Below are 11,184 nucleotides of genomic sequence, written 5' to 3' on the forward strand. Positions count from 1 at the left end.
CGTCTAAGGAAAGAAGTATCGCACCCAGTTGCGAATCGACTGCCCAGGAACGTAGGCAACCGGTTGGCCCCACAGGCCTTGTCCAACTTGGACTTGATAGTTTTGCTGACCAAGCGAGATCAACGCACGCGGAACGCTTCCTGTAGTGAGATTTCCGGTCGCGAACCCTGGCTGTACAGGCATCACGGCTGGTCCTGGGATTTGAGCTGCAGGAGCCGCGTATCCGTAGTTCTGAGGAAGATACCCGGGTGTGACTGGAGTGTTGCAACTGGCGGGCGAGATGTATCCGAGACCAGAGCCGCACCCGATGCCTGAGGCAGCGGAGTAACCGCTGGCAGGTGAAACACAGTTGCAGTTGTCGACCGTCGCAAACGCGGAGCCTAGGTTCGGCCGTGGCATGGGAGCCATGTCGCTGGGGCTGAGTATCGCTCCTGAGCTAGCGAGAGCGGGGTTGGACGGCAGCGACGCATTTGGATTCGATGGCAGCGGCTGGCCTTGTAGATTCGGCATGGGCTGTGGCTGAAGCAGGTTTTGTCCAGGCTGTCTTGGCTGCGTCATTGCCGCCGTATTACCCCCCGGGCCTCCTGGGATCGCAAAATTGCCAGGCTGGCTTTCGGGCAGCGGTGGCGAGCGAAAGCCACCGTCTTGCTGCAACATCGCAACTTGTCGCACGTTGGTAGACGGCGAACGTTCGTAGCGGGCGTTCGGGTTCGACAGCGAGCGGTCGTACGCCGTTTCTTGAAAACGATTTCCGCGGCGGAATTGGTCCACGGCACTAGGCGATCCCACTGGTCGCATTCGCGCGGCTGCGGAGTCGGCTGAAGGAGCAACTCGGGGGAACTGCGCGCTCGCTTGTGGACTGGCGATTAGTCCGCAACTGAGAAGCATTAACGACGTCAAAAAACAGCGAACCATTGGTGTCTCACAATCCCTAGGAGTTTCGGCTCGTTTGCACTTGGGCTGCCGAAACAGCCAGGCAACTGAGAAACCGAATTAGCTTGTCCAACTGGTGTTAACCAGTGACGAAGGATGAATGCAAGATCGATGCCAAAACTGGTTTCACAACCTGTTTCACACCAACGCATAGCAAATAGCGCAAAACCTATCCGCGAAAAACAAAACGGGACGTCGCGATGTGTGTAAAGATTGCAATGAATTGCAAAACCAATCGCACAAGAAGGTCAGCCTGAAAGCTGCGGTGCCAATTTTGACTAAGCGTTCTTTGCCGCAGCGGTGCCCAAGACTGCAGGCACTCGAAAACACTCGTCGTCGCGGGACGGTGCGTTGTGCAGGGCTTGATCGTTGGACAAGCCTGCAGTCACTACGTCCGCTCGCCAGCGGTTATCAACGTCCAATGCCGTGGTCATCGGCTGCACGTCTTCCGTGTCCAATTCCGACAGTTGGTTTACAAAACCCAAGATGCTGTCGATTTGAGGTCCCAACTTGCGCACTTCGTCATCGGACAGTTCCAGTCTCGCTAACAACGCGAGTTTGCGGACCTCAAGCTCAGAGAGTGCCATGGTTGTTTCCGATCGAAACTATTTGGGCTTACCGCCACTGACGTCGAACGGCTTTGTCTTCACCGTTTTGCGGATTGCACCGCTGCGAATGCACTGGGTGCAAACTCGCATCGACTTGTTTTCGCCGGTCGGCATCGTGACGTGCACCTTTTGCAGGTTAGGCACGAATTTACGCCGTGTAATACCAGTGATTTTGGTACCAACGCCGCCTAGATACTTGGCTTTACCGCGTGTTTCGACTCGGTTGCCCATTTGGACTTTTTTGCCGCAGGCTTCGCATTGACGTGCCATGGGGATTCTCCGCTATCACTCTGAGATGATCAGTATTTTTGTATTGGGTGGCTCGGCAATATACAAAGCATCCCGGTGCAGCGGAAGGATGAAAAGACCGTCTTATGGCTTCTAAATCGCCTATTCTGCGTGGAAATTAGCCGTTTTGGGATTCATTTGGCCGCTACCGAGCCATTTGACTGCCCTGGACGCGATCATGAAATCTGACCTCGCTTGAGTGTTTTTTTGCAAAATACTCAAGATCGGGGCGTCGTCGAGACGATCAGTCCCGATAGCTCTCGCAGATGCGACAGCTTCCGCAACCGGAAAAAACTACCAGAGTGTGTCCTGACATGACCAAGTACAAAGACATTCAGCCTGCCATCACGGTTCTCGGGGCCGTCATTTGCGTGATGCTAACGGGCTGTACGGGACTGCGATTGCCCAAGTTTGCCGGTTCAGATCAGGGATCGGAGTACGTCGGTGTGGATCCGAGCGTGTTGTCCGATGGGGCCGTGAACGAAAAGAACTACTATGCCGTTCGGCAAGCATTGAAGCAAAATGCGATTGTGTTGAACGTCCAAGGTGACTCCGATCCGGTTCGGATTTTACCGCTACCGTCTGAGGGCGAGAGCGTCTTGGTGAGTGATCTGCTTCGCCAATCGGGTGTGCTCAAATCCATCGGTGCCGTGGACGTCGTGGTGTTTCGGCACCTACCGCCGTCGCCGACCGGTTTGCGATTGCCAGTACGGATGAATGGCAGTCACGAGGAAGTCCGTCCGGAGACGGACTATGCGCTGCGACCGGGTGACCGCATCCAAGTATCGCGATACACCAATGACATGGTTCAGTCGTTGTTAAGCAAAGCGATGGGGCTATAGAAAGCCAATCAGTCCAGTTTCTTGACTCGCAGATTGCGAAAGTAGACTTTGCTTTTCGGGTCATGGGCTTGCAGGGCAAACGTGCCTTCGCCAAGTCGTCTTTCAAAGTTCTTGTCAAATGGCTCTTTGTTTTCGGCTTCGGTATAGTCGACCAGAGTCTTTCCGTTGACAATCAACTGAATCCGGCGGCCCTGCACGATAATCTCTTGCGTGTACCACTCGTTGTCTTTGACATTCATGTCGGCCAATGTTTTGGCGTCAACGTTTTCGACGGAGTACAGACTGCTCGTCTTCTTTGGGTCTTTGTGCGATACGTTTACTTGGCACTCAAATCCATGCTTGGGCCAACCGGTATCTTGGTACTTGGTGTGAAAGTAAATGCCCGCGTTGCTACCTGGCGTCGTCATCACTTCGGCTTTGAAGTGAAAGTTCTTCATCGGAGCCAGCGGCCCCGAATAGAACAGGTGACATCGTTCTCCATCGCACATCAACTTGCCGTCGTCGACTTTCCATGCGTCTTCGTTTTCGGCAGCCTTCTTCCAGCCCTCTAACGTTTTGCCGTCAAAAATCGACGTGAATCCGTCTTCGGTTTTGGGTTGTTGCGCCGATGTTGGCGTGGTGCTGATGCATGCGATTGCGGTTGCAATCACCAATAGGCAGCAGGTCTGTGACAAAGAGCGAAGCGACAGTGATGTCATCAAGTTGTTCTCAGGTGGGGGTAATGGGTGGGTACGGCAAACCGGTAAAAAGGATTTCGGTGCACCGGTTGGCTGCTGACTTTTTTAGATGGGCCAACTTGTGTTGGCTGTCTTGAGCGGGATATCTAAGGACAAGATTGTAATACAAAAAAATGCTTGTCAGCTCTTTCGAGCTAACAAGCATTTCGTGATTTTACTAAATCCAGAATTCAAACGATCTTAGAGCCCTGAATCAGTGGCGGGCAATTTGTTCGCTTTGATTTTTTCGGCAAACTTCATTTCGTCTTTGCTCTTCAACTCGCCGGCTTTCTTAAAACCTTCGAGGATCTTCTTTTTTGCCTCCTCGGGATTCTCTTTGATGTAATCCTTGGGGAAGTCTTTGCCTTTCAGGAACTTGTGGACGGCTTCACCGTACTCGTTGCGAGCCTCTTTCTTTTCCTTGCCTTTGACGTGGCAGACATAGCAACCAGCTTTACGGCCAGCTTTGACAAAGTCTTTGTCGACATCGTCTCCACCTAGGTAGTGGTTTTTCCATTGCTTTCCGAACTCGCTGATTGCCAGTGAGGGTGAAGCTGTCAGCCACATCGAAGCGACAAGAACGGCAAATAGGACGGCTACTCGTCTCATGCAATATTCTCCAGGTTTGAATAAGTGTTGTCTGTCGTTGCGCGCCGGCAACAAAGCGGACAAAGTGGGTAGGGCGTAGGTAGGAATCGCGACGACTTGCCACGAAAGAGATCCGTTTCGGTCTCAAAACGGTCTAGATTTCAAAGCGTGGGGCGCAAACTTCGCTAGGCCTTATTAAGTGCAAAAACTTAGCAAAAGTCAAATCGGAAGGCTGTTCCGCGGCGAATTTAAAGTTTTCCACTTGTTTGGACACCACTCAAGGGAATGTCCAGACCACTGTTATCGGACTCAAAAGGAAGCTGAGGGAGCGAATTTTCGTCAAACCCTCCAAACACGGCCCCGTCTTGCCGATAGTTCACTTCAGTCCGTTGGTCAGGAGGAACATCCGACAACTCCTGGGGCTCAGCGAAGGGATTGTCGGAGTCGTCGGTAAAATGCTGTTTCCACCAAATGGTCCAGCGAGTGGAACGTTCGTCCCACCACGGCGGACTCTGTGCGGCTAGGTCTCGTATCGAAACCTGTTTTGAATTTCCAAGCAGATCGTCAAGCGAGAGCATCACGCGATCCACTTCGTATGCGTTGGCTTCTCCTCGCGTTTTCAAAAATTCGATCTCGTCGTCGATCGAAGCGAGACCGCTGATTTGAACATGCGACTTCCCTTTGTCCACAACAAAGACGCAGTTGGATACGTCGCGATCAATCATCACGGGATAAGGTTTGTTCGGTTGAAGAGTCATCTTCAGCAAACCATTGGGTGTATGGGATGTCAGTTGTCGTAATGAGATTTGAATCGCGCTGGACGTCATGGAAGGCTTGTTCATCGCTCCTGGCATTTCAATCATGCATCCGGAGATAGCCAGCAGTCCGTTTTCCCATTGCAATTGCAACGCTGCCGCATCGTCCAGTTTGATCATGCTGATCTGTCCGCGGACGATCACGTTGTACATTTGGATTCCAACCAACGGTAACGACTCATCGGCCGTCGCGTCTTCGTTGACGATCGCAGGTTCGTCATCGATTTTGGCGGAAACACCAAACGCACACACTTCACTGGTGCCTGCCGCGTTGCCTATCGTGATGCTGCAGTCTGTCAGTCGCACCAATCGATTGGACGACATTCGGATCAGGGCACTGTCGGCAGTCTGTGAAACGGGAACATCCCAGACGAAGTGGATGTCATCGAATTCCGTTTTATTGGATCCCAGGTCGATCATCTGTGCGGGATTCGATGCCAACGACGAAGGGGTTTTGAAGACAATGGAAGAACCACCAATCGCCGACGCGATCGTCAGGCCATCACGTCGAATCGTTACCGGTTCGCTGTAGATGACTGCGGTTGCCAATTCGATTCGCGATACATCGTACTGGTCCGCCAGATCCAGAGCCTTGGCCAAACTGCTGGTGATGGCCGCTCCATCCAGATCACGTTCGATCGGATCTCCCAGCGAGTCGACTGCCGACTCAGCGCTCACCAGTCGGATCAGCCTCGGAAATTCGACGACCGTTGGACTTTGAAAAGCGGGATCGTCGCTCGAAAAATCGACGTTCGCGCTGGGCATCAGCGCGTCGCGATCGTTGGTGGGGGAATCGTTGGGCACTGAGTCTGCCGAAGCCAAATCTGCTGCTGCTCCAGACATCGCCCTGGTCGGCGTTTCTAGTTCACTTGGAACAGGGAGGTTCGTCAGACTGGGCGGGTCTTCGGGGCGCGGCGATCGCGCGGACGCACCACCGAGTGTTTCAGTGGCGAGCATGGAATCGGGGGCAATCGCCCCGGCATTCACAGGGGCCGCGACGCGTGGGGCAGCATTGGTCAGGTTCGCGCGAGAGCCGTTTTCAAGGACTACGTTGGGATCGTTTGGTGAGGGACTTGGTAGCGAGTTTGTGCGGTCGGGGGCTGCAATTGCGGATGCCAGTTCCGCGGCTTGGGGTGGCGCGATGTTGAATTCTTTACGTGATACCGCAGACGAAAATTGCAGCCATGCAGCGCCCAGTAACAGCAGAGTCGACGGGACCAACCAGGGTGAATTGTGCTCAAGCCATGACACAACTGGATTGGCCGCACTGACAGCTGTGAATGCGACGCCCTGGGATCGCATCAGTCCTTCGCGGAAAGCGACTTCGCGAAGATCGGAAACCAATTCCGTTGCCGTCTGGTAGCGTTGACCGGGGTCTTTGGCCAGCATCTTTTGGATCACTGCGGCTAATTCGTAGCTGACGCCGTTGCGATAGTGCCGCGCGTCTGGCGGAGGCGAATTGCCATGGTTGAGTAATTTCTGCAGCATCGTGCCGCCCGGGTAGGGCGGCTGGCCGGTCAGCATAAAATACAGCGTGCATCCCAGCGAATAGATGTCGCTTCGTAAATCGGCTGCCCGCGGATCCTTGGCTTGCTCAGGCGAGATGTAGTCAAACGTTCCCAAAGTCACGCCGCTGGCGGTTAGGTCTTCGTGGCTCATGTCCATCTTGTCGCTACGGGCCAAGCCCATGTCGACCAGCTTGACCTCGCGGTCCGAATCAATCAGCACGTTGGACGGTTTGACATCGCGGTGGACGATGCCGCGATCGGATGCATGCTGGAGTGCTTCGGCGACTTGACAGGTGTAGTAAACCGCATCGTCGATCGCCAGAACGTCCGAGCGATTGACCAAGTCACGTATGTTCGTTCCTTTGACATATTCAAAGACGATGTAGTACCAATCGTCTTGATTGCCGACGTCGAATACACGAGCGATTCGGGGGTGATCAAGCTTGGCAGCGCTTTGGGCTTCGTTGCGAAATCGACGTTGCAGATCAGCGTCGTCGCCGGCGAAGGGAACGACCTTGATCGCGACTTCACGGTCAAGTTGTTCATCGTGGGCGCGAAACACCGCCCCCATGCCACCGCCGCCAATAAGTTCTTCGAGCGAAAAGTGATTCAGCTGTTTGCCAAGTAGGATTCGTGTGATCGACGCGGGCGTTCGGTTCAACGCCTCGGCGGCACGGCGCGACGGGCTTGAATCGCCCTCTGCGGATCCTTCGCGTATGACAGTCTTGGCAATGTCCATGCCATCGGTATATTCGCCGTCTTGGAGCAGGTGTGGTGGCACGTCTTGCAGTGGCGAATCGTGAGTCGCGTCCGTGGCCGATGCTGAATTATCGTTTCGGAACACAGTCGACGCATCGGTTGGAATCGATTCGTCGGGATTCATGACAGTGGCACAGATGGATGAGGGATCTGAAACGATCGGGCTTGGACAGCTGTGACACGTGAAAAACTACCGCCCTTTGCGGCACCCAATCAGTGGAGATCACAGCTTTAGTCTAGTTTTCGTGCCAAACCGGGTCAACGAAATCATCTCTGTAGTGGGTCACTGCATCATCGTTTTGACCGTCAAGTGTGTCTCAGCGGCAGTGAAAATCCGATTTTGATGATCAGCGTGATTATTCAATCTCAGCAATGTGCTTGTTCTGCCGAGTCAGCTGCACCAGGCCGATCCAAAACAACAGGGTCGCTAGGCTGGCACCGGCTGCTGACGCGATCAGCCAAGGGCGGTTGACCATTGGCGACGATCCATCGGGCTGAGTCCAGCCTTCGTCTTGAAAGTTCAGTCCCCAGGCATAGCAAAATGCGGCCAGAGAAAGCATGCCCAGGATGGCTGCTGCCAGTACCAACATCGCCGATCCGATCCAACGATTCGATGCAGCTGGGGCGGATTCTGTAGAATGGTTCATTGGGTACATGATGGGTAAGCGGTTGCCTAAAGCATCAAGTCATTTTCTAACAAATGACAGTAAGCATCGTAGCGGCGTGCATCGATTCGCGAGTCCGCGACAGCGTTTTTAACCGCGCATTCGTCTTCACTCAGATGTAAGCAATTCGGATATCGGCAGCCGCTGACATACGGACGCAGGTCCGGCATCAAGCCAGCGACTTCTTCTGCGGTGATATCCCAGAGTTGAAACTGACGAATGCCAGGCGTATCAAAAACTGCTCCGCCGTCATCCAGTGGAATCAGTTTGGACGCCGTTGTGGTGTGGCGCCCTTTGTCGTTGTCTCGGCTGACTTCACGAACAGCGAGCCCTAGTCCTGGCTGGATTGCGTTTAGCAAACTGCTCTTGCCAACACCGCTTTGACCAGCAACGGCGGTTTGGTTGCCGCGAAGTATGCCGCGCAGAAAGTCGATGTTTGTTCCCTGTGATGCAGATGTCAGTAACACTCGGTAGCCCATCGAAGCGTACGCACCGATCAGCGGCTGCAGGGCGATCGGATCGACCAAGTCAATCTTGTTGATCAAAATGATTGGCCGCAGTTCACATTGCTCCGCCGTTAGCAAAAAACGATCGATAAGCACTGGCTTGAGTGATGGCTGAGCGGCGCTGGCGACGATCAGCAAATAGTCGACATTGGCGACCAAAATGTGTTGTTGGCCGCGGCTTGTCCGGCTGATGATCCCCCGCCGTGGTTCGATCTGCTCGATCATTCCATCGGTGGGCGATTCGGCTCGAAAACGCACTCGGTCGCCGGCGACCACTGCACCGCGCTGTTGAATGTTCAGCGACTTGAGGACCTGCCGAATGGCGCACTCGTACATCGTTTTGTCGTCACCAAGCACGCGGCTTTTTAGTCCATGAGCGCTGATCACGCGGCCAGAAAGCAGTTCGCAGTCCTTCGATTTGACGTCGTCACCGGTGTCACTGTCTGGCTTTTCATTCGCCGCTTCTGTGCCGGTCACCGTCCGTCGACGCGTGAGGTCTCCTTTGCCGCTTACTCGTTCGCTTTGGATCGCGTCAGCCAGATCGTCTTGGTCACCTGATTTGAACTGTCTGGTGAGATCAGCTTTGCGAACGCGGCCTTGGTGCTTCTTGCGAAAGTCAGCTCGCTGCTTGGAAGGTTTCTTTTTAGCCATGACCAATCCGTTTCATCGCATTGATCAAAGTGTCACGCTCCGCATTCGGGGTGTTGCGATCCGCAATCGGGTTCGTCGGGTAGCCGAACGCAGATCGTTCGGCCACCAAGATTGATCTCGACGCGATGCACATAGGCTCAAACGTTTTGGTTTGGATCGAGAGTCACGGCAGGACTTTTCTCCGACGCTTCGCCTTTGGCATCACGTTCACGATTGCGAACCTGAATGGATTTGCCAATCAGGTCGGTCAATTGTTGTTCGCCAAGTTCTTCTTCTTCGATCAACGCCCGTGTGATCTTCTCCAGCTCAGCCCGATGTTCGCGTAGCAACTGCTCCGCTTTTTGATCGGCTTCCAACAAGATCCGGCCGACTTCTTCGTCGATCAATTCCTGCGTATGCTCGCTGAATTGACGCGAACGATGCATTTCGCGGCCTAGGAACGGATCTTCTTCGCTGGTTTTGTAGCTAACCGGACCGATTTTGGGGCTCATTCCCCAGTGCGTGACCATGCGTCTTGCGATGCTGGTGGCACGCTCCAGGTCGTTCTCGGCTCCCACGCAGACTTCGTTGTAGATGATCTTTTCAGCGGCACGTCCTCCAAGCAGAACGATCAACTGATGCTCTAGTTCTCGCTTGCTGATACTCAGACGGTCCTCATTGGGCACATACTGCGTCACGCCCAACGCTCGACCTCGCGGCACGACCGTGACTTTGTGAACAATGTGTGCACCATCCAAATGCCAAGCGGTCAGCGTGTGTCCGGCCTCGTGATAAGCCGTCTTTTCTTTCTCTTCGCCCTTCAGAACTTCTTCGCGTTTGGCGCCCATCAAGATTTTGTCGCGGGCCGTGTCAAAGTCGTCCATTGAAACGACTTTTTTATCCTGGCGAGCTGCCCAAAGTGCCGCTTCGTTGACCATGTTCTGAATGTCGGCACCGGTCAAACCGATTGTGCCCGCAGCCAAACGCTGCAAATCGACGTCATCATCCAAAGGAACGTCACGCACGTGAACCTTGAAAATGGCTTCGCGGCCTTTCAACGTCGGGCGCCCCACGGTCACGTGACGATCAAAACGACCGGGACGGAGCAGGGCAGGGTCCAGTACATCGGGTCGGTTGGTTGCCGCAACCACGATCACGGCTTGGCTGGGACTAAACCCATCCATTTCGCCGAGGATCTGATTGAGCGTTTGTTCGCGTTCGTCGTGACCGCCTCCCAAGCCCGCACCACGTTGTCGACCGACCGCATCGATTTCGTCGATGAAGATGATCGATGGACTCTGGTCCTTGGCGGTTTTGAATAGATCGCGAACACGACTGGCACCCACACCGACAAACATCTGAATGAATTCACTACCGTTGACCGAAAAGAACGGTACTTCGGCTTCGCCAGCGACTGCACGTGCCAACAGAGTTTTGCCGGTTCCCGGAGGCCCGTTTAGCAAGACGCCTTTGGGGACACGTCCACCAAGTTTTTGGAACTTATCGGGAGTCTTCAAGTAGTCGACGATTTCTTGCAAATCTGCTTTGACGCCTTCCAGACCAGCGACATCGTCGAACGTGACCATCTTTTCGTTTGCCTCGAACTTCTTGGCAGGGCTTTTGCTGAACCCGGACAAAAATCCGCCGCCCATGATGTCGCTGCGTGTGCGACGAATCATCATGAACAGGAAGAACAAGATCGCCAAAGGCAAACCGATAAACGCGATCGCGCTGATGATCGCTTGAGTTTGATCGGGCGGCAAATCGTCATACGGAACGTTCGCTTCTTCCAGTTCGATCTTTAGCCGCGAGACGGAATCTTTGTCGGTGCCCAGGTACACGCGAAACTTTTCGCTCAGTTTGAGCGGTTCGCCGTTGTCGCCTTTTTCGATCTTTTCGACGCCATTCTCTATTTTGGCGGGGCGATCGGGGGCGGTTTTGAAGGTGCCCACCAACTGCCGGTCGCCGAAACTGACGCTCTCAACGTTTCCCAGTTTGACTTCGTTTTTAAAGAAGCTGGTTTTGATCACATCGCCGCTAGGCTCGCTGCGGAAAAACAGCATCGCGATCAAGCCAGCCACGATCAATGCGATCAAGATCGAGTTGCTGCCACGTCGATTCTGAACCTCGGGTTCGTTTGAACCAGATTCGTCAGATTTCTTTTCCATTGATTGTCTTTCGAGCGTTTGGGTGCATCAATACACCCGAGTGAACTTGCAAGCCGTGTCCGTCGAGAAGGCTTGCGGCAGTTTGTGAGGAGTGTTGTATCGCCAATCGTCTGTCAGACGGGCAATACAGCGTTTTTATTCTTCAGGGCGGAAGTCCT

Annotated in this window: 10 protein-coding genes; 1 reads left to right on the plus strand and 9 read right to left on the minus strand. The window is 54.0% G+C overall.

Translation table 11 applies throughout. From position 1 onward, the window contains the following. Window positions 1-3: 3 nt before the first annotated feature. From K239x_RS02195 to rpmB, 3 genes are all read right to left on the minus strand, one after another. Window positions 4-789 carry a hypothetical protein gene (locus K239x_RS02195; RefSeq protein WP_145416047.1) on the minus strand — a complete coding sequence of 262 codons (786 nt, stop codon included), beginning with the start codon at window positions 787-789 and terminating at the stop codon, window positions 4-6. A 422-nt stretch (window positions 790-1,211) separates the two neighbouring features. Beyond that, a complete protein-coding gene (gatC, locus tag K239x_RS02200) occupies window positions 1,212-1,520 on the minus strand; it encodes an Asp-tRNA(Asn)/Glu-tRNA(Gln) amidotransferase subunit GatC (protein WP_145416048.1) in 309 nt (102 codons plus the stop codon). 18 nt (window positions 1,521-1,538) lie between these two features. Then, window positions 1,539-1,811: a 50S ribosomal protein L28 gene (rpmB, locus tag K239x_RS02205; protein ID WP_145416049.1), complete on the minus strand. Its 273-nt coding sequence runs from the start codon at window positions 1,809-1,811 to the stop codon at window positions 1,539-1,541. 332 nt (window positions 1,812-2,143) lie between these two features. Here rpmB and K239x_RS02210 point away from each other — a divergent pair, with 332 nt between their 5' ends. Next, window positions 2,144-2,671 carry a hypothetical protein gene (locus tag K239x_RS02210; protein ID WP_145416050.1) on the plus strand — a complete coding sequence of 176 codons (528 nt, stop codon included), beginning with the start codon at window positions 2,144-2,146 and terminating at the stop codon, window positions 2,669-2,671. An 8-nt stretch (window positions 2,672-2,679) separates the two neighbouring features. Here the strand turns inward: K239x_RS02210 and K239x_RS02215 are convergent, their stop codons facing one another. The 6 genes from K239x_RS02215 to ftsH all read right to left on the minus strand — a co-directional run bounded on the left by K239x_RS02215 (window position 2,680) and on the right by ftsH (window position 11,026). Next, complete coding sequence (locus tag K239x_RS02215; RefSeq protein ID WP_145416051.1) at window positions 2,680-3,369, minus strand: 3-keto-disaccharide hydrolase; 690 nt, start codon at window positions 3,367-3,369, stop codon at window positions 2,680-2,682. A 219-nt stretch (window positions 3,370-3,588) separates the two neighbouring features. Then, window positions 3,589-3,996, minus strand: coding sequence for a hypothetical protein (locus tag K239x_RS02220; RefSeq protein ID WP_145416052.1), 408 nt, complete (start codon window positions 3,994-3,996; stop codon window positions 3,589-3,591). Window positions 3,997-4,223: 227 nt separating this feature from the next. Then, window positions 4,224-7,181 (minus strand): serine/threonine protein kinase, encoded by a 2,958-nt coding sequence (locus K239x_RS02225; protein ID WP_145416053.1) that lies wholly within the window; start codon window positions 7,179-7,181, stop codon window positions 4,224-4,226. A gap of 232 nt (window positions 7,182-7,413) precedes the next feature. Continuing rightward, on the minus strand, window positions 7,414-7,704 hold the full coding sequence (locus tag K239x_RS02230; protein ID WP_145416054.1) for a hypothetical protein: 291 nt from the start codon (window positions 7,702-7,704) through the stop codon (window positions 7,414-7,416). A 26-nt stretch (window positions 7,705-7,730) separates the two neighbouring features. Further along, window positions 7,731-8,879: a ribosome small subunit-dependent GTPase A gene (gene rsgA / locus K239x_RS02235; protein ID WP_145416055.1), complete on the minus strand. Its 1,149-nt coding sequence runs from the start codon at window positions 8,877-8,879 to the stop codon at window positions 7,731-7,733. A gap of 137 nt (window positions 8,880-9,016) precedes the next feature. Beyond that, entirely contained in the window at window positions 9,017-11,026 is a 2,010-nt protein-coding gene (gene ftsH, locus K239x_RS02240) for an ATP-dependent zinc metalloprotease FtsH (protein ID WP_145416056.1), read from the minus strand. Window positions 11,027-11,184 lie beyond the last annotated feature (158 nt).

It is taken from the genome of Stieleria marina (genome assembly GCA_007741555.1).
GTDB lineage: Bacteria > Planctomycetota > Planctomycetia > Pirellulales > Pirellulaceae > K23-9.

Excerpts from the sequence above, each read along its gene's own strand:
- gatC (WP_145416048.1), bottom strand. The coding sequence starts at position 1,520 with ATGGCACTCTCTGAGCTTGAGGTCCGCAAACTCGCGTTGTTAGCGAGA.
- rpmB (WP_145416049.1), bottom strand. The coding sequence starts at position 1,811 with ATGGCACGTCAATGCGAAGCCTGCGGCAAAAAAGTCCAAATGGGCAAC.
- K239x_RS02210 (WP_145416050.1), top strand. The coding sequence starts at position 2,144 with ATGACCAAGTACAAAGACATTCAGCCTGCCATCACGGTTCTCGGGGCC.
- K239x_RS02215 (WP_145416051.1), bottom strand. The coding sequence starts at position 3,369 with ATGACATCACTGTCGCTTCGCTCTTTGTCACAGACCTGCTGCCTATTG.
- K239x_RS02220 (WP_145416052.1), bottom strand. The coding sequence starts at position 3,996 with ATGAGACGAGTAGCCGTCCTATTTGCCGTTCTTGTCGCTTCGATGTGG.
- K239x_RS02225 (WP_145416053.1), bottom strand. The coding sequence starts at position 7,181 with ATGAATCCCGACGAATCGATTCCAACCGATGCGTCGACTGTGTTCCGA.
- K239x_RS02230 (WP_145416054.1), bottom strand. The coding sequence starts at position 7,704 with ATGAACCATTCTACAGAATCCGCCCCAGCTGCATCGAATCGTTGGATC.
- rsgA (WP_145416055.1), bottom strand. The coding sequence starts at position 8,879 with ATGGCTAAAAAGAAACCTTCCAAGCAGCGAGCTGACTTTCGCAAGAAG.
- ftsH (WP_145416056.1), bottom strand. The coding sequence starts at position 11,026 with ATGGAAAAGAAATCTGACGAATCTGGTTCAAACGAACCCGAGGTTCAG.